General features: G+C 68.7%; 11 protein-coding genes and 1 pseudogene. 5 read left to right on the top strand and 7 right to left on the bottom strand.

Annotation, left to right across the window (positions count from 1 at the left end; all coding sequences use genetic code 11):
• Positions 1–161: 161 nt before the first annotated feature.
• The 3 genes and pseudogenes from DDF67_RS11110 (at position 162) to DDF67_RS26030 (ending at position 4377) form a co-directional block, all read left to right on the top strand.
• Positions 162–1763 carry an EAL domain-containing protein gene (locus DDF67_RS11110; protein ID WP_109100960.1) on the top strand — a complete coding sequence of 534 codons (1602 nt, stop codon included), beginning with the start codon at positions 162–164 and terminating at the stop codon, positions 1761–1763.
• Positions 1764–1902: 139 nt separating this feature from the next.
• Positions 1903–2361 (top strand): annotated as a pseudogene (locus DDF67_RS25740) (GAF domain-containing protein); the annotation flags it as partial.
• Between the two features lie 3 nt (positions 2362–2364).
• Positions 2365–4377: an ATP-binding protein gene (locus DDF67_RS26030; RefSeq protein WP_233247623.1), complete on the top strand. Its 2013-nt coding sequence runs from the start codon at positions 2365–2367 to the stop codon at positions 4375–4377.
• Here DDF67_RS26030 and DDF67_RS11100 read toward each other — a convergent pair.
• The 7 genes from DDF67_RS11100 to DDF67_RS11070 all read right to left on the bottom strand — a co-directional run bounded on the left by DDF67_RS11100 (position 4374) and on the right by DDF67_RS11070 (position 17264).
• Positions 4374–5996: an alkaline phosphatase D family protein gene (locus DDF67_RS11100; RefSeq protein ID WP_109100958.1), complete on the bottom strand. Its 1623-nt coding sequence runs from the start codon at positions 5994–5996 to the stop codon at positions 4374–4376. The genes DDF67_RS26030 and DDF67_RS11100 overlap by 4 nt on opposite strands.
• 99 nt (positions 5997–6095) lie before the next feature.
• Positions 6096–9332 carry an outer membrane beta-barrel protein gene (locus tag DDF67_RS11095; protein ID WP_109100957.1) on the bottom strand — a complete coding sequence of 1079 codons (3237 nt, stop codon included), beginning with the start codon at positions 9330–9332 and terminating at the stop codon, positions 6096–6098.
• A 91-nt stretch (positions 9333–9423) separates the two neighbouring features.
• Positions 9424–10428, bottom strand: coding sequence for a FecR family protein (locus tag DDF67_RS11090; RefSeq protein ID WP_109100956.1), 1005 nt, complete (start codon positions 10426–10428; stop codon positions 9424–9426).
• A complete protein-coding gene (locus tag DDF67_RS11085) occupies positions 10397–10999 on the bottom strand; it encodes an RNA polymerase sigma factor (protein ID WP_109100955.1) in 603 nt (200 codons plus the stop codon). Before DDF67_RS11085 ends, DDF67_RS11090 begins: the two co-directional genes overlap by 32 nt.
• Positions 11000–11098: 99 nt before the next feature.
• A complete protein-coding gene (locus tag DDF67_RS11080; RefSeq protein WP_109100954.1) occupies positions 11099–12262 on the bottom strand; it encodes a hypothetical protein in 1164 nt (387 codons plus the stop codon).
• 110 nt (positions 12263–12372) lie between these two features.
• Entirely contained in the window at positions 12373–14160 is a 1788-nt protein-coding gene (locus DDF67_RS11075; protein ID WP_109100953.1) for an amidohydrolase family protein, read from the bottom strand.
• Between the two features lie 68 nt (positions 14161–14228).
• A complete protein-coding gene (locus DDF67_RS11070; RefSeq protein ID WP_109100952.1) occupies positions 14229–17264 on the bottom strand; it encodes a TonB-dependent receptor domain-containing protein in 3036 nt (1011 codons plus the stop codon).
• Positions 17265–17901: 637 nt separating this feature from the next.
• On the opposite strand from DDF67_RS11070, the gene DDF67_RS11065 reads away from it, so the two are divergent.
• Both DDF67_RS11065 and DDF67_RS11060 read left to right on the top strand, forming a co-directional pair.
• Positions 17902–20421: a TonB-dependent receptor plug domain-containing protein gene (locus tag DDF67_RS11065; protein ID WP_233247618.1), complete on the top strand. Its 2520-nt coding sequence runs from the start codon at positions 17902–17904 to the stop codon at positions 20419–20421.
• A gap of 261 nt (positions 20422–20682) precedes the next feature.
• On the top strand, positions 20683–22287 hold the full coding sequence (locus DDF67_RS11060) for a flavin monoamine oxidase family protein (protein ID WP_109100950.1): 1605 nt from the start codon (positions 20683–20685) through the stop codon (positions 22285–22287).
• The last annotated feature ends 25 nt before the right edge of the window (positions 22288–22312 follow it).

Raw genomic sequence — 22312 nt, 5'->3', positions numbered from 1 at the left:
TGATTAACACGTACACATTTTGTTCTATGTTCGCAAGATGTTCTTTTCAGCCATGACGATCGCTTGCGCGACCGCTCGCCGCAGCCCGTGAAACCCGCCCCATGCACGGGTCCTTAAGCTAAGGTCGGCCAGAATGGGCTCCTCTGGGGGAGCTCCGTCCTGTGTCGATCGATCCACGCCGCCTGCTGGGCCTAGCCTTCACCAGCGCCGACCTGCTGCTCGAACTGGAGGGCGATCGGGTCAGCCTCGCCCTGGGCGCGGCGCAGAAGATCATGGGCAAGTCCGAAGTCTCCCTGATGGGCCGGGTCTGGCGCGACCTGTTCACGCCTGCCGACCGCCCGTTGATGGACGCTACGCTCTCCGCCCTCGACGACGGCCAGCGCCGGGGTCCGGTCACCGTCCGCGTCGCCGGCGAGCCGGAGCGCTTCGTTGGAGTCACTCTGCGCGCCCTCCCCGACAATTTCGGACGTACCTCTGTCGCGATCACCGCCGCCCGCGCGCCCGCCGGCGGCCTGGACGCCACGGGCCTGCGCCCGCGCGAGAATTTCGACGAGATCGCCAAGGGCCTCTTTGAGGCCGCACGCGTCACGGGGCTTGAACTGGAACTGGCCATGGTCGAGTTCGCGGGCCTGGCCGCATTGCGCGACGGCCTGGCTCCGCCCGAGGCGCTGGCCCTCGACATGAAGATCGCCGGCGCCGTGCGGGCCGAGTCGCACTCCGGAGCCATGGCCACCCAGGTCTCGCCCGAGCGCTTCGCCCTGCTGCGCGCCAAGGACGACCGGCCCGAGGCCCTGGCCGCCCGCCTGACCCGGATCGCCGCGCTCGACGCCAGCGCCCATGTGGTGCCGCTGGACGGCGGGACCTCGTCGCGCGGCCTGCGGGCCCTGCGCTATGCTCTCGACGACTTCCTGCGCGAGGGCCTCAAGGACACCCCGCCGATGACGCTGTCGGAGGCGATGAACCGCTCGGTCAAGCGCACCCTGGCCCGCGCCGGCGCCCTGGGCGCGGCCGTCAGCCAGCGCCGCTTCACCCTCGCCTACCAGCCCGTGGTCGACCTCTCGTCCGGCCAGGCCCACCACCACGAGGCGCTGGTGCGCTTCGAGGACGGCGCCAGCCCCTTCGCCCTGATCCGCATGGCCGAGGAGTTCGACATCATCGAGGAGCTGGACCACGCCATCGCCGAGCAGGCGGTGCGCCGGATCGCCTCCGACCGCAGCGGCGCCGTCCGCCTGGCCGTCAACGTCTCGGGCCGCACGATCGTCAGCGAGACCTTCGTCGACCATATCGGCCGCCTGCTGGTGGCTGCCCCGGCCGCCAAGGGTCGGCTGATCTTCGAGGTCACCGAGACCAGCGCCATCGACGACCTGCCGCGCGCCAACCGCCACATCCAGGCCCTGCGCGGCCTGGGCTCGCTGGTCTGCCTGGACGATTTCGGGGCCGGCGCGGCCTCGTTCGCCTACCTGCAGGAGCTGACCCTCGACATCGTCAAGATCGACGGGCGCTACGTGCGCGAGCTGGCCGGCAACAGCCGCGACGGGGCCATGGTCCGCCGCCTGGTCGAGCTGTGCCGAGACCTCAACGTGCGCACCGTGGCCGAGATGGTCGAGACCGCCGAGGTCGAGGACGTGGTCCGCAAGGCCGGCGTCGACTTCGCCCAGGGCTGGCTCTACGGCAAGCCGGCCGACCAGCCGCAACCCTCGCAGCGCCCGTCGTCCGTCACCCCGATGGCCCGCCGCGCCGGCGTATCCGAGGGCTGGGGCTAGGGAACCTCAGCCCCCCCCCCCCACAAGCTTTACCTTGGTTGCGTGGAACCGTTGGACGCGTCATGCGTCTAAGCGACTGATCCTGCGCGCCGGCGTCGGGAAGTCGACAATGGTCGGGGACCGGGGGCCTTAAGTTCGCATGCATGCCGCCGATCCGTCGGAACGCGAGGCCCGTCGCCTCGCGGCGCTCTACCGTTACGACATCCTCGACACCGCGCGCGAGCCGGCCTTCGACGAGATCGCAGCCCTGGCCGCCGAGATCTGCGGAACGCCCATCGCGGTCGTCAACCTGATCGACGAGCACCGCCAGTTCTTCAAGGCCGAGGTGGGTCTGGGCGTGCGCGAGACGCCGCTGGAAACGTCCTTCTGCGCCAAGGCGATCCTGGAAGACGACTTCCTGCTGGTCCCGGACGCCACGCGCGACCACCGCTTCGACGGCAATCCCCTGGTGACCGGCGAGCCGCACCTGCGGTTCTACGCCGGCGCCCTGCTTAAGACCGCCGAGGGCCTGCCGATCGGCACCCTGTGCGTGCTCGACACCTCGCCCAAGGACCTGTCGCCGCTGCAGCAGCGCACCCTGCAGGTGCTCGCCCGCCAGGTGATGAGCCAGCTAGACCTGCGCCTGTCGCTGCAGAAGAGCGCCGAGAGCGAGCAGCTCTACCGCACCCTCTTCGACTCGATGGACGAGGGCTTCTGCGTCATCGAGTTCCTCGACGGCCCGCACGGCCCCGACAGCGACTACATCCACGTCGACGCCAACGCCGCCTACGCCCGCCACGCCGGGATCCCCGACGTCGTCGGCCAGAGGCTGCGCAAGATGGTCGGCGACGAGGCCGACGCCTGGGTGGCGCGCTACGGCCACGTGCTGCGGACCGGCGAGCCGATCCGCTTCGAGCAGGAACTGGTGGCCACCGGCCGCTACCTGTCGCTGTCGTCGTTCCGCATCGAGCCGCCCGAGCGCCGGCAGGTGGCCGTGCTGTTCCAGGACATCACCGAGCGTCGCCGCGCCGAGGTGGCCCTGCGCCGGCTGAACGAGACCCTGGAGCAGCGCGTCGCCGCCGCCCTGGCCGAGCGTCGGGTGCTGGCCGACGCCATGGAGGGCGCCAACGCCTTCATCCAGGTGGCTGACAAGGACTTCCGCTGGCTGGCCATCAATAGCGCCGCGGCAAAGGAATTCGAGCGGGTGTTCGGCGTAACGCCGCGCGTGGGCGACAGCATGCTGGGCCTGCTGACCGACCAGCCGGAGAACCAGGCGCAGGTGCGCGCGGTCTGGGCGCGAGCCCTGGCCGGCGAGGAGTTCGTGCAGGTCGAGGCCTACGGCGATCCCGACCGCTATCGCCGCTTCTACGAGATGCGGTTCGGGGTGCTGCGCGACGACATGGGCGTGCAGACCGGCGCCTACCAGTTCGTCTACGACGTCACCGCCCGGCTGGAGGAGCAGGAACGCCTGCACGACGCCGAGGAGGCCCTGCGCCAGGCCCAGAAGATGGAAGCCGTCGGCCAGCTGACCGGGGGCCTGGCCCATGACTTCAACAACCTGCTGTCGGGCATCTCCGGCTCGTTCGAGATGATCGGCGCGCGCCTGGCCCAGGGCCGCTCGCGCGACGTCGAGAAGTATCTGGCCGCCGGCCAGGGCGCGGCTCGCCGCGCGGCCGCCCTCACCCACCGCCTCCTGGCCTTCTCGCGCCGCCAGACCCTGTCGCCCAGGCCCATCGTCATCAACCGGCTGATGGCCGATTTCGTCGAGCTGGTGCGCCGCACGGTCGGTCCGTCGATCAAGGTCGAGACCGTGGCCGCCGCCGGCCTGTGGCCCACGCTGGTCGACGACAACCAGCTCGAGAACGCCCTTCTCAACCTGTGCATCAACGCCCGCGACGCCATGCCCGACGGCGGCCGCATCACCATCGAGACCGGCAACAAGTGGCTCGACCGCCGCGCCGCCGACGAGCGCGGCATGGAGCCGGGCCAATATGTCTGCGTCTGCGTCAGCGACACCGGCGTTGGCATGGACAAGTCGATCCAGGAGCGGGTGTTCGACCCGTTCTTCACCACCAAGCCGATGGGCGAAGGCACCGGTCTTGGCCTCTCCATGGTCTACGGGTTCGCCCGCCAGTCGCACGGCCACGTGCGGATCTATTCCGAGGTCGGCCAGGGCACGATGGTCTGCATCTACCTGCCGCGCCATTTCGGCGAGGAGGCCGCGCCCGAGGCCGACGTCCACGCCGTGCTGCCCGCTCCGGCGGCGGCCGGCGAGACGGTGCTGGTGGTCGATGACGAGCCTACCGTCCGCATGCTGATCGTCGATGCGCTGCAGGAGCTGGGCTATGCCTGCGCCGAGGCGGCCGACGGCCCCGCCGGCCTGCGTCTGCTGCAGTCCAACGCCCGCTTCGACCTCCTGATCACCGACGTCGGCCTGCCCGGGGGCCTTAACGGCCGCCAGGTCGCCGACGCCGCCCGGGCGATGAGGCCCGAGCTGAAGGTGATGTTCATCACCGGCTACGCCGAGAACGCGGTCCTCAACCACGGCCACATCCAACCGGGCATGGAGGTGCTGACCAAGCCCTTCGCGGTGTCGGACCTGGCCGGCCGCGTCGACCGGATGCTGCGAAGCTAGGCCGAAAACGCCCGCCGCCCGCGATCCACCCGCATGCGGTGGCTGCCGGCAAGCTCGGTCGAGCGGGCCTTGATGGTCTGCAGGAACAGCCATTCGCCGGCGACGCTCCTGGGCGTCACCTCGATCATCATGTAGCCGCGCCGGCTGGTGTCGGCCCATTTCAGCTCGGGATTGGCCGTCATGAAGCCCTGGGCCACGACCTTGGGATCGGCCCCCATGTCGCCTTCCATGCCGTTGGAAGTGACCGCCTGGCCGGCGAACTCCACCCCGGCCGGGCGGCCGTCCTCGATCAGGCCATAGGCCCAGGCGTTGTGGCTGTCGCCCGACAGCATGACGAGATCGGCGTCGGCGGCCTGGGCGGCCTTCAGCAGGCGCGAGCGCGCGGCCGGATAGCCGTCCCAGCGGTCCATCCACATCGGCAGGCCCTGCTGGGCGGCGCGGATGTTGTTGCGATAGCCGGCGACCTTCCTGTCGTTGACCTCGGGACGCAGCCAGTCGACGGCGTCCCTGGGCATGACGGTGCGGCCCAGGATCGTTCCCATGCCGACCAATTGCCAGGCCTTCGACGAGGCCTTCATCTCGTGCGCCAGCCAGCTTTCCTGGGTCGAACCCAGCATGGTGGCCGACGGATCGCGCCAGGCCCCGTCGCGAAACGCCTTCAGCGCCGCGTCTGGATCGGACGCCTTGAACGCCGCGCCGAGGTCGGCGGGCTTGGTGCGGCCCAGCAGCCGCGACTCCGTGCGGTAAAGCGTGGCCAGGACGCCGATCGGATAGGCCTTCCACGGCTCGTCCGACACCGGCATCCACTCGCGATAGACCTGCATGGCCGCCGCGCGGCGGACGTTCCAGTCGCCTTCCTTGTCGGGCTGGTGGTTCTGGGCCCCGCCCTCCCAGCTGTCATTGGCCGACTCGTGATCGTCCCACAGGGCGACCATCGGGGCCATCTGGTGCAGGCGCTGCAGATCGGGATCGGCGCGGTAGCTGGCGTAGCGCAGGCGGTAGTCGGCGACGGCCAGGATCTCATGACCCGGCTGCGGCAGGCGGCCGGCCACCAGGTCGGCTTCCCTGATCGAGCCCGAGCCGTATTCGTAGATGTAGTCGCCGGTGTGCAGCCACAGGTCCAGGTCCCGGCGCGCGGCGGCGTGGCCATAGGCGTTGAAGTAGCCGTATGGCAGGTTCGAGCACGAGAACACCGCCAGGCCGAAGCGCGACACCGGGCCGACCGGCAGGGTCTTGGTGCGGCCGACCGGCGATTTCGAGCCGTCCGGGGCCACGAAGCGGTACCAGTAGACCGTGCCGGGCTTCAGCCCGTCGACCGTCACCTTGGCGGTCCAGTCGCGATAGGCGCCGGTGCGCACGACGCCGCCGGAGACCACCTTGGTGAAGGCCTGGTCCAGAGCCACCTCGGCCTGCAGCGTAATCAAGCCGCCGTCGCCGGCCGGGACGTACCGCGTCCACAGCAGCATGGCGTCAGGCCCCGGCTCGCCGCTGGCGACGCTGTGGGTGAAGCCGCTGGCGCCCAACAGCTGTTGGGCGGCCGCGCGGCCGGCCGGCAGGGCCAGGGCGCCCAGGCCAAGCCCGCCCAGCACCAGGCTGCGGCGATCGATGTGCAGAACCACGGAACGACCTCTTCGGTGCGTTGAGAAGGAATATCGGAAAGAAAAGCGGCGGCCGCGCCGAGGGGATGGGGACGCGACCGCCGGGGAGCCTCGGGCGCCCTAGAAGACGCCCTTCAGGCCCACGTTCCACATCGAGCCGTAGATGCTGTACTGCTGCACCCGGCTGCGGACGTTCGAGTAGACGATGTCCGGCTCGTTGAAGATGTTGCGTCCAGCCAGCATGACCTCGAAGCGCTTGTTGATCTTGTAGCTGGCGCTGACGTTCCACAGCTGGCGTTCGGCCCGGTAGAGGATGCCGTTGTTGGCCGTGGTCGGCGTGTTGCTGAGCGCGCTGGTCCGGTAGGCGTCCTGCCAGTTGCCGGTCAACTGGACGTCGAACTTGCCGTAGCTGTAGCGCAGGCCCCAGTTGGCCGAGGTCTTGGGCAGGTTCACGCGCTCGCCGTCGGGATCGACCTTGGTGACCGAGGCCCGCAGGCCCAGGCCCCGCAAGGCGCCAGGCAGGAAGACCAGCTGCTGGTCGTACTCCAGCGTGATCCCCTTGTTGGTGCTGGTGCCCGGCAGGTTCTGGGCGCTGCGGAAGGTGTAGCCGGCATAGTCGCCCGGATTGTAGCCGACGTCCTCGGGGTCGACCGTGATGCCGGTGACCTGCATGTCCTTGACGTCCAGCTGGTAGGCCGAGACGCCGATCACGCCCGACGGCTCCAGATAGTACAGCAGGCTGGCGTAGTACTTGGTCGAGTGCTCGGGCTTGAGCAGCGGGTTGGGCACGGTGACGATCAGGTTGTTGTCGTCGACGGCCACCACGCCGCCCAGGTTGCCGTAGTCGGGGCGCAGGATCGACTGGCTGAAGGCCAGCTGGCCCACCAGCCGCTTGTTGAAGTCGTACTTCACCCCGCCGCTCAGGAACCAGTCGTCGTACTCGCCCTCGCGGGTCGTGTAGGTCCCGTTGCGGTACTGGTACATCAGTCCGGCGACCGTGCTGGTCGACAGGCCCGCGGCGGTCACCTCCTTGGCCGAGCGAATGTCGGCGACGCGCGCCTGGGTCTTGGTCTTCTCGTAGCGCAGGCCAAGGTCGAACTGGGCCTTGCCCAGGCGCGGCTGGGCCTCGACATAGGCCGCGCTGACCTCCTCGCCGATCTTCTTGTTGTTATCCAGCTGCCGCTTCAGGTTGCCCACGGTGTCGGGCACGAAGTACTCGGGATGGGCCTGGTAGATGTCGTAGACGGCGTAGTTGTTGTCGGCGCGCCAGCCCTGCTCGTTCATGTTGCCGGCGTCGAAGCCGTGGATCTTGAACTGGTAGTTCTGCGTCCAGGGAATGACCGCCTCGGGTGCCTTCTGGGTCAGGTCGCCGGTCGGACCGACGTACTGAAACTGCTTGTACGAGCCTTCGTTGGTCTTCCACATGTTGGTGCGGAAGGCCGCCCCGCCCAGCAGCTTCAGCTGCACATCGCCGATGGCCAGCTGCTTCTTCAGGTCCAGGTTCACGCCATACATCTGGTTGTTGGCGTTGGACTGCGAGGTGCGGATGTTGTTGCCGATATCGTCGTCGCGGTTGAAATTGGCCGGGTCGCTCCACGAACGGCCGGCCGTCTGCTTGATGGTCCAGGCGTTGCTGTCCTCCGACGCGCGATCCAGCGTGAAGCCGATGCGGGTCAGGTAGCTGTCGGTGCGGACGAAGAAGCCCTGGTCGTTGTCCTCGAAATTGAACTGCGAGCTGGAATAGTTCGCGCGCAGCAGGGCCTCGAAGGTGTCGCCGCGATATTCCAGCTTGGGCGCGAACACCCAGGCCGGCGTGCCGGCGTAGCGGTGCGAATACTGGGTGTGCAGCCGGGTGTTGGTGGTGCTGGGGTTCACGACGATATGGGTCGGCGTGGAGTCGGCCGTCGCCCGCGACACCGTCGTCGTACCGAAGATCAGGTAGGTGTACTGGTTGAAGTACTCGACGTCGTAGAACGAGTAGGTGCTGCGCAGCGACAACGCCAGCTTGTCGGTGATCTTGTAGTCGACGCTGAGGTTGGCGGCCTTGCGGCTGGTCAGCTTCGGCCCCGGACGCCACATCACCTGATAGGGCATGATCCGGCCGTCGGGCAGGTATGACCAGTCGGTCTGGACCCGGTCCTGCTGGACGAAGTTGGCGTTGTAGCTGGCGTTGAACGCCACGCCCAGACGGCCGTCCAGGAACACGTCGCCATAGCCGACCTGCGCCGAGGGATAGATCGTCATGTGCTTCTTGTCGTCGGGCAGGTACTGCCGCGACAGGGTCGAGTCCGAGGTGCCCACGCCGCCGACCTGGAAGCGCAGAAGGCGGCTCCTGCGCAGGAAGGCGTACTTGCTGCGCAGGTTGATCGAGCCGCCGGGGCTGTCGGCGTCCATGCTGGCCTGCAGGGTGTTGTTCAGCTCGATGGAGTCGATGCCGGTGATCGACATCTGCTCGAACGAGTTCTGGCGCCCCGAATTGTTGTTCGACGTGGCCGTGGCCATGCGCGCGCCGTCGGTGGTGAAGGTCGAGTACTTGGGATCAAGGCCGCCGATCCGCACGGCGGTGGCGTCCACCTCGGTGTAGTCCAGCGAGACGCCCGGCATGTTCTTCATGAACTCGCCCACGTCGCCCATGGTCAGGGCGCCGAAGTTGTCGGCGGCCACCACGTTCTTGGCGTTGGTCGAGGCGCGGCGCTCCATGATCGCGGCCGCCTGGCCGTCGCGGGCGGCGGTGATCGTCACCGCCTCGACCGCGTCGCCGCCGGCCGCGGCGTAGGCCGTCAGGTCGAAGTTCAGGAGCGCGGCCTGGCCGGGTTCGACATTGATGCCGGTGCGGGAGGTCTGCAGGCCAGCGTACTTGGCCACCACCGCGGCCTCGCCAGCCGGCACGCCGTTCAGGCGAAATTCGCCGCCGTCATCGGAGAAGGCCACGATGGTCGTGCCCTCGACACGGATCTCGGCGTTGCGCACGTACTGGCCGGTGGCGGTGTTCAGCACCTTGCCGCGCACCACGCCCGACCCCGCCGCCGCCGAGGGGCGGGGCGTCGCCGGACCGGCCGACTTCAGGGTGATCACCTGGCCATCGTCGCTGTCGATGCGCAGCGAGGTGTCAGCGATCAGCCGCGTCAACGCCGTACGCACGTCCATCCGGCCCTTCACGGCCGGTGTGCGCACGCCGTCCAGCAGGCGGGCCGGAGCCAGGATTTGCACCTGGCCCTGGCGGGCCAGTTCGGGAATGGCGCGCACGGCCGGCTGGGCCGGAATGTCGAAGTCGCGTTCCTGCGCCTGGGCTTGCGAGGCGACGGCGATCGCCACGGCGGCGACGCCGCAGGCGAGGATGGAGTAGCGGGAAGTCATCGGCGGTCAGCCCCCAATCGTCGCCCAGATCGCGACGTCGCGGGTTGAGAGCCCCCGGCCGCGGGCTTCCGTGACCGGTCACAAAAATTTCTCAGTTCGAGGCCGGCGCCGAGGCGGAAGGACGGCTCAGGACGACGAGATCGCCCTTCTGGTCCAGGCGAGCGTCGAACACCCGCGCTATGGCGCGGCTGAAGCCCAACGGATCATTGGCCGCGAACAGGCCGGCCACGGGCTCGCGCGCCAGGACCGGGTCGGCGATCTCGATGCGGGTGTCGCTGTAGCGGGCGAAGGCCTGGGCGGCCTCCTTCAGGCTTTCGCCCTCGAAGGCCAGCTTGCCCTCGCGCCAGGCCAGCTCGCGCGTGACTACCGACGGCGTGATCGGCTGCGGACGCGGCGCGAGGTCGGCCATCACCAGCCGCGTGTTGCCCTCCAGGACCAGGCTGGTGGTCGGCGCCGTCAGCCTGGGGATGGTCACATCCACCCGGCCCTGCTGCACCAGGAGGTCGACGGGATCGGCGGCCAGCTTGCGCACGCGAAAGCCCGCCTGGCGAGTGCGCAGCCGGCGGCCGTCGACCTCGACGACGAAAGGCCGCTCGTCGCGCGCCACCGAGAAATAGGCCTCGCCCTTCAAGAGGGCGACGAACCGCTCGGTCTGGCCGTAGCGCACGCGGATGCGGCTGTCGGTGTTCATCAGCACGGTCGAGCCGTCCTTCAGCGGCACGAGCTGGATTTCGCCGCGCCGGGTGCTGGTCACCGCGCCCGCCGCCGGCACGCCCACGGCCAGGGCCGCCAGCGAGGCGGCCGCCCCGGCGCCGCCCGCCCACAGCAGGGCGCCGCGACGCGACAGTCCGCGCGGCGTCGGCGCCGCCGGCTCCTGGAAGTCGGCCGGGTCGTACCCTGCGCCAAGAGCCTGGGCGGACTCGCTCATCATGAACAGCGACTGGGCGCGCAGCAGCGCGCCCCGGCTGCGGGGGTCACCCTTCAGCCAGTCCTGGAAAGCCCGTTGTTCCTCCGGAGTCAGCGGCCCGCGATCCAGCCGCGCCGTCCAGCCGGACGCCGCTTCGTCAATGTCTCGACTGGTGTCTCGTTCGGCCATCTGGCGAGGCGATCTCCGCATCCACTGTACTAGAGGTTTGGGACTGCTTGTTTCCGCTACGGCCAAACCAATCAATCAAGAACGAAACGCCGCGTGAGATATGGGTCTCGACCGTATTCTCCGAAATGCGCATCCGCTCGGCGATCTGGCGCTGGGAGAGCCCGTCCACCCGCCGCAGCACGAAGGCCTCGCGAACCTTGGCCGGCATGGCCGCAATCGCCCGGGCCAGTTGCCGCAATTCGTCCCGGTCGAGAGCGTGCTGCTCGGGCGAGGCGGCGTCGTCGGGATGGTCCAGCCGCTCCAGGTCGCCGACCGCGTGGATCGAGACGATCCGGGCCCGCCGCACGTGGCGCATGATCACCGAGCGCGCCACCTGGAAGAGATACGCCCTCGGATAGCGGATGGTCTCCACCGTCTCCAGCTCGGCCAGGATGGTGTAGGCTTCCTGGATGACGTCCTCGGGGTCGACGCCTGCCGGCGTGCTGCGCGAAAGCCAGCCGCGCAGGGCCGGCTCATGCGGCAGGATGTTGCGCACGAACCATCGCTGTCTTTCCCTGTCGGCGCCGGTCATCCTGATCCGCTGGCTGGACGTTGCGCTGGCGCGGGGCGGTCTGGGACCGGACGATTCCCCGCAGCGAGTCGGCGCCTTGCTAGACGCGGTTTGTGACAGTCAGTGCCGGACGCTCGCGAAGCGCGAGCGCAGGTCGGCCGCTGTCGCCGGAACCAGCGGTCGCTCGGCCTCGCCCGTCCAGCGCATCAGGGAAAGGTCCGCCGTCTGCCGGCCGTCGACCTTGGCGTTGGCCGCCACATAGACGAGGCCGCCGCCGACCGGCTGGAAGCCGACGTCGGCCTTCTGGCTCCAGCCACGCACGCCGCTGGCCTCGTCCTTCAGGCCATCGGCGGCCAGAGGCAGCAGCCTGCCCTGCTCCCAGCCCCTGCCCTGCGGCCCCGGTACGCCGACCAGGTCGCCCGTGACCGGCGCAGCCTCCGCGTCGACCGCGAACAGCAGATAGTTGGGAAAGGCCGGCTTGGCGCCCTGGTAGACGCCCATGAACCAACGCTGCTGTGTCTCGTCATAGGCAAGGGTCTGCACGCCGAAGCGGGTGTTGCCGGTGCGCACGAACACCTTGTCGCGCGGCGCGGCCGGACCCTCGTGATGCGGCGCGGCCTCCGACAGCGGCCTGGCCAGCTTCGCCCAGTCGGCGACGTCGTACTGCAGCAGCACCTGGTGGTCGTTGTCGGTGCGACCGTTGTCGCCATAGATGCCGTAGGCGACGGTCAGATAGCGCGGACCGTCGCTGCGCCCGAAGGCCGGCCCGAAGCTGACGCCGTCGATGCCCGAGCAGCCGTAGCGATGATCGCCTGTCCTGGCCGTATCGCCATCGAACCTGCCGTCGCCATTCAGGTCGGCGGCGTAGTCCTTGGTCACCTCGGACAGGTGGACGGTGCGGAAGAGATCGCCATCGGCGGCCTTCATGCCTTCCCGGTCCAGCCGGGAAACGTCGATCACGGCGATGTAGAAGGCCTGATCCTTCTTGTACTCCAGCGAGCCGTACAGCCTGCCGTCCTCGGGGTTGAAGTCGAGGTCGCCCAGGTGCCCGGTCCAGCCGACCAGGGTCCCCACCAACTTGCCCTCGAAGTCGTACTTCGCCAGCAGGTTGGTGAAGGAGTAATAGACGTAGCCGCCCTTCATATCGACGGCCACGCCCTGCACATGGCCCGAGGCCCAGGTCCCGCCGTTCTGGGTAAGGGGTGGAACCGGCGGCGCGGCCGCCGCCGGCTGGGCGAGCGCCAGAACGCCGGCGGCGAGCAGCAGCGAAAGACGCGTCTTCATCCTGGGGAACCGGGCGCTGGCGGAACGGGAAATCGCCCTCTAGCGCCCGTCCGTGACGGTCCGGCGACAGCGTCGGCTGGGCCGTAGGTCACTGTCCGCGCCCAGGCGCCTCAATAGAACGCCACGTCGTCGAGTTCGAACCACAGCTTGGTTCCTGCCGCGCGCTCGCCCTCGACGCCGACCTGCAGCAGGTCGGTTCCGGTGAAGGCCGGGGCCTCGCCACGCACGGCGACCGGCTTGAAGGCGGTGAACGGCAGCTCCACGCCCTTCCACCGCGGGCCGGCCTCGACCTTGGCCGTCCAGCGCCCGGTCGCACCGACCAGGGTCACCACATAGGGTCCGCCATCTCCGCGAAGGGCGAACTTCAGTCCCTTGAACGCGGTGGCGTCGGCCGGAACCACCGAGCCCTGGGTCAGCGGCAGCAGCACGCCGGCCGAAGCGTCGTCCTTGGTGGCCATGCGCGCGCCGACGCTCAGCACCTTGCCGCCGCCCTCGCGGGTGATGACCTGCGAGACTTCCAGGCTGCGATCGCGACCGCCGTCGAAGTCGTCAAGGCGCAGGGTGTCGAGGCTGGTGCGGCCGTCGGCGCGCTCGAAGTCGTCGATCAGCGCGGTCGCCTTGATCGCCGGCGGCGTCAGCCTGTCGTTGGCCGGGGCGCGCACGGCGCCGGGACCGAACACCGCCTGGCCGTCGAGGAACACCCGCTCGGTCCTGCGGACGTCCGTGATGGTCTCCCACGGCTTGCCGGCCACCAGCACGAAGTCGGCGCGCTTGCCGACCTCCAGCGTGCCGCGATCGGCGAGCAGGTTCATGGCCTGGGCGCTGGTGGCGGTGCCGGCCACGAGGGCCTGCGACGGGGTCAGGCCCGCCTGCACCAGGAGCTCAAGTTCGCGCAGGGTCGAGGGACCGTGCGGCGTGCCCGGCATGCCCGCGTCCGTGCCCAGGGCCACCGGCACGCCGGCGTCGAACAGCGCCTTCGCATTGCCCAGGGCGTAGCCGAACTTGCGGCGCGCCTGCACATTGCGCGGGCTGTCGGGATCGGCTGGCGGCTTGGCGCCGGGCTTGACCGGCTCATAGACCGCCAGGGTCGGGGCGTCGAACAGGCCAGAGGCCTTGATCGCCGCGATCGCATCGGCGTCCAGCGGCGCGTCCTGCAGGCTGTGGGCGATGACGTCGACGCCGCTGGCAGCCGCCACCTTGCCGCGCTCGACCGTGACCGTGTGGGTCAGGACCTTCAGATTGTGCTTGTGGGCCGCCTCGGTCAGGGCCTTCAGCGTCCAGGCGTCCATGCTGGTGTTGTCGGGCGCGCTGCCATAGCGCCAGCCGTCGGTGAAGGCCTTGATCGCGTCGGGCCTGTAGGCGGCGATCTCCTCGACCGCGAGCCGGGCGCTCTCGGGGGTGTCGACCCAGCGGGTGGTGGCCTGATCGGCCCAGTCTGCGCCGTGACCGCCCGGCGTGCTCATCCGTGCGACGAAATTGACGTGCGGCGCGGTCAGGGTCCCGAGCCACGCCCGACGCGGTGCGAAGCTCTCCGGCTGCTGATGGAAGTCGTTCACCGTCGTCACGCCCGAGGCCAGGTAGGCGTCGGCGATCTTCGGCGTCACGGCCGGCGCCCCCGCCGGGGTCCAGTGGGTGTGGACGTCGAACAGACCCGGGATCAGCGCCGCGCCCTTGGCGTCGACGATCGTCGCCCCCTTGGGCGCCTTCACCTTGGGACCGACCGCCAAAATCCGCCCTTCCTTGACCACTAGCGTCCCGCGATAGGGCGCAGCGCCCGTGGAGTCGAAGATCTCGGCGTTGACCACCGCCAGGGGCCGGGTCTGGGCGGCGGCGATCGAGGGCGACAGCGCCGCGGCGCACAGGCCGCCGAGCAGGAAGCGGGCGGAACGCGATGTCATGGGATTTCCCTTGAACTCATGGAAGGAAGGCCCCGGGCCGCGCCTGGCCCGGGGGTTTGGGCGCGGGCCTAGAACCGCTTCTTGACGTTGAAGTACCAGTAGCGACCGTACGGCGTGTAGATCGTGCCGTCGTAGCCGGCCGCGCTCAGCGGCGGCTGCTCGTCGGTGACGTTGCGCACGCCGATCCGCACCCTGGTCTGGAACTCCGCCACGTCGACCTCGCCGTAGAGGTTGCCGGTCAGGGTCGAGTCGACCACCCACGACTGGCCCGAGCTGTCGATCAGGGCGGTGTCGTCATAGTCGCCGATGTATTGGGTGAAGCCGCCGACCGTGAAGCGGTCGTAGCGCCAGGTCAGGGCCGCCGACCACTTCCATTCCGGCTTGCCGTTCTGGCGCAGCAAATCACCGCCGCCGGTGATGGTGGTGCCCGCGTTGATCGTGCCGTCCGACCGGGCCTTCAAGAGCTCGGCGATGCCCGGCGACGGCGACTGGTAGTACTTCAGCAGGTGGGCGACGTTGACGTTCAGATCGAAGTCGCCGAACCGGTCGGTGCCCAGCTTCCACAGGAAGCCGAAGTCCAGCCCCTCGACCACCTGCGGCTGGAGGTTGGTGTACTTGTCGTTGACGTACAGCACCTGGCCGGCGGCGCTCAGGCCCGTGCCCGCGAAGGCGGCGATATCGTCGGCGGTCGCCGCCGCGCGCACTACGTTCGGATTGCTCGAACCCTGCTGGCGCAGCAGGTAGTCGAGGATCAGGGCGTTGCCCTCGCCGAACACGCCGATCAGGCCCGTCTGCTTCACCTTCCAGTAGTCGGCGGTGAAGGTCAGGCGGCCGAAGGCCTCGGGCACGAACTTCGGCTCGAACACCACGCCGTACGACAGGGTTTCGGACTCTTCGGGCTCAAGGTCGGGATTGCCCGCCCGCCGCGCCGTGGTCAACTGCGAGCGCGAGCACGACGAGAAGGCGCCGATCCGGCCCGATCGCAGGTCGGCCTCGCAGAAGGCGTAGTCGGTGCGGGTGTTCGAGCGCGAGATCACCGAGGCGTTGATCTGCTCCAGGTTCGGCGCGCGGAAGCCCTGGGCCCACGAGCCGCGGAAGCGCACGCCGTCGATCACGTCCCAGGCCAGGGCGACCTTGGGCTTGGCGGTGTCGCCGAAGTCGCTGTAGCGCTCGTAGCGGCCGGCCAGCTGCCCTTCCAGGCGGTGGACCAGCGGGATCGACATCTCAGGCGAGACCAGCGGCACGGCCAGTTCCAGATAGGCCGAGCCCACCGTGCGGTGACCCTTGGTGTCGGGGTTGATGCTGGAGTTGATCAGGTCGCTCAGCACCGCCCCGCTGGTCGGGTCGGTGAAGGTGGTCGTGCCGTCGATGCGGCCGTCGCGGTCGTCCAGCTGGGTCTCGCGGCGGAATTCGACGCCCGAGGCGATCCCCAGGTCGCCGCCCGGCAGGGTCAGGAGGTCAGGCCGCGAGACCTTGAAGTCCCACAGCGCCAGGGTGCTCTTGGTGCGGCGGATGGTCTTGACGCGGATGGCGTCGATGGCCGCCTGGCTGTTGCGGGTGCTGTCGGGACCGCTGGTGTAGGTCAGGTCCGAGCCGTTGAAGACGTTGTAGGCGTCGGGCGTCGACAGGGCGAGCTGGGCGTAGAGCTTGGTGGTCGAGATGTTGTCGGCCACGTCCTCGGCGGTGGCCTCGGAGTAGACGAAGGCCGACTCCCAGTCGAAGCCGAACTTCTCGCCGCGCAGGCCGCCCAGCACGCGGTACTGCTTGTTGGTGACGTCCACCTCCGTCAGGCCAAGGTCGGCGAAGGTGTAGCCGCGCAGGGTCACCGCCAGGCCCGAAGCCGGGACGTTCAGGTTCGGCAGGCGGTTGGGATTGACCGAGCCGTTGGCGAAGACCGTCGGGCCGAACGGGTTCCAGTAGTTGCTGGCCGGGATGGTGATCACCCCCGACGACAGGGTCTGGATCGGCGCCTGCCCGGCGTTGGTCTTGGCCTGGTAGATCCCCAGCTCGCCAAAGGCCGTGACGCTGTCGTTGATCTCGTACTTGCCGGTGGCGAACAGGTTGGCGCGCTTGACCGACGGGATCACCGTCGTGCCCAGCGAGGCGGCGTCGAAGCGTAGGTCGCGATCGACGCCCGAGGTCGCCAGGGCCCCGTCGTCGATGCACAGTCCGTTGCCGATGTTCAGCTGGCAGCCCGAGAAGGTGGTCGGCTGGATGTGGAAATAGCCGGCGCTGCTGGTCAGGGCCGTCGTCCCCTGCCGCACCGTGCCGAAGCTCTGCGGCGTCTGCAGATAGGCCCAGGGCGTAGTGGTGCTGCGGCCGTACAGGCTGGTCGCGCCGGCGAAGCGGGTGTCGGCGAACAGGGCGCGCCGGTCGGCCGAGGCGGTGTAGGCCTGCTCGTAGGAGCGCAGGTGCGAGCGCTCGTCATAGGAGAAGAAGGCGCTGACATTGCCGCGGCCGCCGGCGAAGTTGTGGCCGCCATAGGCGTTGAAATTGTACTCCTTGAGGTTCGTGCCCTCGGCGAAGCCGTACTGGGCCGAGACGTCCAGCCCCTCCAGGTCGTCGCGCAGCACGGTGTTGACCACGCCCGCCACCGCGTCGGCGCCGTAGATGGCCGCCGCGCCGTCGCGCAGCACTTCCAGACGGCGAAGGCCCGTCACCGGAATGGCGTTGGAGTTGTAGGTCAGCACCGGCACCAGGTTGTCGTTGGCCTGGCTGGTCGGGTGGGTCACCACCCGGCGGCCGTTCAGCAGCACCAGGGTGTTGCCGATCCCCAGGTTGCGCAGGTTCACCGAGCCGACGTCACCGCGGGCGCTGTTGCTGGTGCCCGGCAGGTACTGCGAGTTGAAGTTGACGTCGCCCATCTGCGGGATGGCGCGGAACAGGTCATCGCCCGAGACCGCCCCGGTCGCCTGGATCTGATCCTCGCCGACGACCGTGACCGGCAGGGCGGCGGTGACCTTGGCGCCCTTGATCTGGGAGCCGACGACGGTGATCTCCTCGACGGTGGCGGCCTCGCCCTCCTGGGCGTAGGCGTGCGCCGACAGCACGGCGGCGCAAAGGGTCGTGGTCGCCAACAGGGCGACGCGCAGGCGAGTGTTCATGGTATCCCCTCCAGAACTGCGACCCGACGCTCCCCGCCGGGGAAGCGCGCCCGCAATCCACATTTCAGGAAATGCCGGCGCATCGTCCCGATGCTGAGGAAACGAACAGGTCGTGCCGGATCATTGCCGGCGCCGGTCAATTCCCACCGACTCGATGGGAATTGAATTCGAGATTTTCTGAACCGCTTGCGACCAAGTTTGCCGTCGCTCCGTCAAAAAATGGGTTGGAACGGCAATTTTCACCACGCGCCGTTCGCACCGGGCTTCAGGTCCGCGGGACGTGGAACGCGGTTTCGGCGCCGGATCATGCTTCGCCGATCAGTTCCGGAAACCCGCTGCCGGCGTCGCCGTGCGCGCATGATCAAACGACGTTATCCCAGTTGCCGGTGTGATGATCAGCACCTTCCGGAAACCTCTGGCCGGCGCCCTGAAATGTGGCGTGCGTATACGAACTAGGCCCACAAAGCCCTTCCGCGCGCCCTCCCCCATTGCCGAACCCGTCGCCCTGATCAACGCTGAACCGCGGTCAAAACCGCTGTTCAGTCTAGTATTCGCGTTCCAACGACAAGAACACGATTAGGGCGGACCCCACGAAGGAGCCATCAGTCATGCATTGACTATGCGGAGAGGGGCACTAGTGAACAATAATCTCAAAAAGATTCTGACCGCGAGCATTTCGACTCTTTCGATCGCTCTGAGCGCTTCCACCATCGCACATGCGGCCGAGCCTGCGCCGGATCCTTCCGTCGAACTCGACACCGTCATCGTCACCGGCACGCGCCAGACCGGCCTGCGGGTCGCCGACAGCCCGGCCCCCGTCCAGGTGGTCGACACCGCCACCCTCGAGCGCACCGGTCAAGTCGACCTGCGCCTGGGCCTGGCCAACCTGGTGCCGTCGTTCAACGCCCAGGCCTTCGGCGGCGACACCGCCAACCTGACCCTGTCGGCGCGCCTGCGCGGCCTGTCGCCGAACCAGGCGCTGGTTCTGATCAACGGCAAGCGCCGCCACACCACCGGCAACCTCGCCGTGCTGTCGGGCCCCTACCAGGGCGCGGCGGCGGCCGACCTCGGCTTCATCCCGATGGCCTCGATCGGCCGGATCGAGGTGCTGACCGACGGCGCCGCGGCCCAGTACGGCACCGACGCCATCGCCGGCGTCGTCAACATCATCCTCAAGAAGTCGGAGTCCGGCGGCGCGATCTCGGCCACCGGCGGCGAGTATTTCGACGGCGGCGGCAAGACCGCCTCGTTCTCGGCCAACCTGGGCACGGCCCCGACCGAGAACAGCTATCTGAACTTCACGGTCGAGAGCAAATACCACGGCTTTTCCAACCGCGGCCTGCCCGACCAGCGCGTCTACAACCCCGCCAGCCCCGGCTACTCGGCCGCCAACAACGCCGTCGAGAGCCAGATCAAGGGCTATCCGAACCTGAACCTGATCTCGGGCGACGCCGAGTACCGGATGCACGTCCTGGCCTTCAACGGCGGGGTCGAGCTGCCCGGCGACTTCGAGGTCTATTCGTTCGGCACCTACGGCCACAAGGACGCCTCGGCCTACGAGAACTACCGCCGCTACAACCGCATCCAGGGCAGGATGGGCGCGACCGACCGGCCGTTCCCCAACGGCTTCAGCCCGCGCGAACGGATCATCGAGGACGACTACGCCATGACGCTGGGCCTATCCGGCGTCGTCGCGGGCTGGAACTTCGACCTCAGCGCCACCTACGGCAAGGACGACATCGAGGTCCGCGTCGAGGACTCGGCCAACGCCAGCCTCTACACCGACACCTCGACCCTCACGACCAGGGGCTTCACCCCGACCTCGTTCCACGCCGGCAGCTGGCAGACCACCCAGTGGACCAACAACCTCGACCTGTCGCGCGGCTTCGACGTGGGCCTGGCGACGCCTCTGGACGTGGCCCTGGGCGTCGAGCAGCGCCGTGACACCTATGCCATCGGGGCCGGCGACGCGGCCTCCACCTACAAGGAAGGCTCGCAGTCCTATCCAGGCTTCTCCAAGACCGACGCAGGCGGCCACAGCCGCACCAGCTGGGCGCTCTACACCGACCTGGCCGTCTCGCCGGTCACGCCGTGGAAGGTCGACGTGGCCCTGCGCTACGAAGACTTCAGCGACTTTGGCGACACCACGGTCGGCAAGCTGACCAGCCGCTACGACTTCAACGAGATGTTCGCCGTCCGCGGCACGGTCAGCACCGGCTTCCGCGCCCCGACCCTTGCGGAGTCGTTCTACTCGGCCACCAACGTCTCGCCGACCTCGGCCTTCGTGCAGCTGGCTCCCAACTCGGCCGCCGCCGCCCTGCTGGGCATCGAAAAGCTGAAGCCCGAGAAGTCCACCAACTACAGCTTCGGCGTCGTGGCCCACCCGCTGCCCAAGCTGACGGCCACGATCGACGTCTACCGCATCAAGCTGGAAGACCGGATCTTCGGCTCCAGCTCGGCCTACGGCTTGCGCAACGGCGTGGTGGTGAACCCCAACGTCAACGCCGCCATCGCCGCCAACGGCAACGTGCTGGACAGCACCGTCACCAGCACCGGCATCAACATCTTCTCCAACGGCCTGGACACCCGCACCACGGGCGTCGACGTCGTGGTGTCCTATCCGACCGACCTGGGCGACTTCGGCCGCATCGACTGGACGCTGAGCGGCAACTACAACAAGACCAAGATCACCAAGGTCAAACCCGCCCCCGCCCCCCTTGGCGTGACCAGTGCGGCCTTCCCGACCGGCCAGGTCCTGTTCGCCGGCAACGCCGCCTCGCTGCTCGAGACCGCCGCGCCCAAGTACAAGATCGGCCTCAACGGCCTCTACAGCTTCGGCCCGGTCACGGTCAGCCTGACCGAGACCTTCTACGGCAAGGCTTCGGCCCTGGCCGATCCGGGCACCGGTCCGCTGCTCGACACCGTGGTCAGCGCCACCGCCCTCACCGACCTGGAGATCGCCTACAAGTTCCCCGTCGGGGTCACCGCCGCGATCGGCGCCAACAACCTGTTCAACGAGTATCCGGACAAGTTCTCGGCGGCCTTCCAGTCGGCCTGCATCGCCTCCGGCGGCGGCTGCGTGACCCAGTATCCGGCCTTCTCGCCGTTCGGGATCAACGGCGGCTACTACTACGGGCGCCTAACCTACAGCTTCTAGGTCGCCCCTCCACCGCATCCGAACCGAGGGAGTCGGGCGTCCGCCCGGCTCCCTTTTCCGAAAGGTTCGACGGGAGCGCGGTCCTCGCGCCCCAACTTCGCCCAAGCCGCGATCAGGGCGCCCAAGCAGGCGGCACAACGCCGTTCCGCGACAGGCGGGCCGTCCTGGCCGGCTTAAAGGGATTGCCCCGCCGGGACGGGGCTTTCGAGATGGAACCGCCGCCGAAACATCCGGCAGGCGGACAAGAGCACGGGGTGGCGTATGGACGGTCGAGCGACTTCGGCATCTGGCGCGGTTCTGACGCGCCGACGGTTTTTCGAGAGCCTGGCGGCCTATGGCGGGATGTCCCTGGCCATGGCCGGCATGGACGCCCTGGGCTACGGCTTCGCCTCGGCCCAGGCCGCGCCGCCTCCACTGGAGGGCGGCGGAAAGGGGGTCAAGGTGGTGGTGCTGGGCGCAGGCCTGGCGGGCCTGACCGCCGCCTTTGAGCTGACCAAGCACGGCTACGAGGTGCAGGTGCTGGAGGCCCGCGACTTCGCCGGCGGCCGCTGCCAGACCGCCCGCAAGGGCTTCCGCCACGTCGACCTGCTGGGCAACGACCAGACCTGCCAGTTCGACGAGGGCCTCTACATCAACCACGGCCCGTGGCGGATCCCGTATCACCACCGCTCGACCCTGCACTACACCAAGCTCCTGGGCGTGCCGCTGGAGAGCTTCGTCAACGACAACGACGCGGCCTATGTCTATTTCGAGAAGGGCGAGGGTCCGCTGAAGGGCAAGGCGGTGCGCAAGGCCGAGATCGCCGCCGACGCCCGCGGCCACGCCGCCGAGCTGATGGCCAAGGTCGCCTCCAAGGGCGGCCTGGACGGCGCCTTCACGACGCAGGATCGCGAACTCTTCGTCGCCTACATGGTCAACGAGGGCCGCCTCTCGCCGACGGACCTGGCCTATACCGGCGCCGACGGCCGCGGCTTCGACGTCCACCCCGGCGCCGGCGTCTCGCCCGGTCCCGGCAAGCCCTCGACCCCGCGCAGCATGGCCGACGTGCTGCATTCGGGCGCCTGGCGCACCCTGACCTCGGTCGCCGGCTACGAGCAGCAGCGCACCATGCTCCAGCCGATCGGCGGCATGGACCAGCTGGCCAAGGCCTTCGAGCGCGAGGTGGCCGACAAGATCAGCTATTCCTGCGTGGTCGAGACCATCGGCCAGGACGCCAAGGGCGTGAAGATCGGCTATCGCGACGCCGCCGGAAAGAAGGCCCAGGTCGTCGCCGACTACTGCATCTGCACCATTCCGCTCAGCGTGCTGCGCAATGTCGACCTGCAGGCCTCCAAGCCGTTCAAGGCGGCGATGGAGGGCGTGGCCTACGCCCCGGTCAACAAGATCGGCCTGCAGATGAAGCGCCGCTTCTGGGAAGAGGACCACTTCATCTACGGCGGCCACATCTACAACGACATGCCCGGCATCGGCACGATCAGCCTGCCCTCGACCGGCTGGCAATCGCAGAAGGGCGTGCTGCTGGGCTACTACTCGTTCGGCGGCGAGGCCGCGAGGATCAGCGCCAAGACCCCGGCCGAGCGCGCCGCCTTCGCCGTGGCCGGCGGCCAGAAGGTGTTCCCCGAATACGCCGACAGTTACGAGAACGCCTTCTCGTTCTGCTGGCACCTGGCCGAGCACAATCTGGGCGGCTGGGCCGAGTGGGGCGAGGAAGGCCGCAAGACCGCCTATCCGGTGCTGTGCGAGCCCGACGGCCGCCTCTACCTGGCCGGCGAGCATCTGAGCTATCTCGGCGGCTGGCAGGCCGGGGCCATCGAGTCCGCCTGGCAGCAGATCGCCAAGCTGCACGCCCGCGTCCGCGCCGCGTGATGAACGCCATCCAGACCCTCGGAGA

The organism is Caulobacter endophyticus, assembly GCF_003116815.1.
Taxonomy (GTDB): Bacteria; Pseudomonadota; Alphaproteobacteria; order Caulobacterales; family Caulobacteraceae; genus Caulobacter; species Caulobacter endophyticus.
The sequence above is the reverse complement of the archived record's forward strand: the minus strand, read 5'-3'. Positions and strand labels throughout refer to the sequence as shown.

Bases quoted from the DNA above. Each gene is read 5' to 3' on its own strand.
- DDF67_RS26030 (WP_233247623.1), top strand. From the start codon at position 2,365: ATGAGCCAGCTAGACCTGCGCCTGTCGCTGCAGAAGAGCGCCGAGAGC.
- DDF67_RS11095 (WP_109100957.1), bottom strand. From the start codon at position 9,332: ATGACTTCCCGCTACTCCATCCTCGCCTGCGGCGTCGCCGCCGTGGCG.
- DDF67_RS11090 (WP_109100956.1), bottom strand. From the start codon at position 10,428: ATGGCCGAACGAGACACCAGTCGAGACATTGACGAAGCGGCGTCCGGC.
- DDF67_RS11085 (WP_109100955.1), bottom strand. From the start codon at position 10,999: ATGACCGGCGCCGACAGGGAAAGACAGCGATGGTTCGTGCGCAACATC.
- DDF67_RS11080 (WP_109100954.1), bottom strand. From the start codon at position 12,262: ATGAAGACGCGTCTTTCGCTGCTGCTCGCCGCCGGCGTTCTGGCGCTC.
- DDF67_RS11075 (WP_109100953.1), bottom strand. From the start codon at position 14,160: ATGACATCGCGTTCCGCCCGCTTCCTGCTCGGCGGCCTGTGCGCCGCG.
- DDF67_RS11070 (WP_109100952.1), bottom strand. From the start codon at position 17,264: ATGAACACTCGCCTGCGCGTCGCCCTGTTGGCGACCACGACCCTTTGC.
- DDF67_RS11060 (WP_109100950.1), top strand. From the start codon at position 20,683: ATGGACGGTCGAGCGACTTCGGCATCTGGCGCGGTTCTGACGCGCCGA.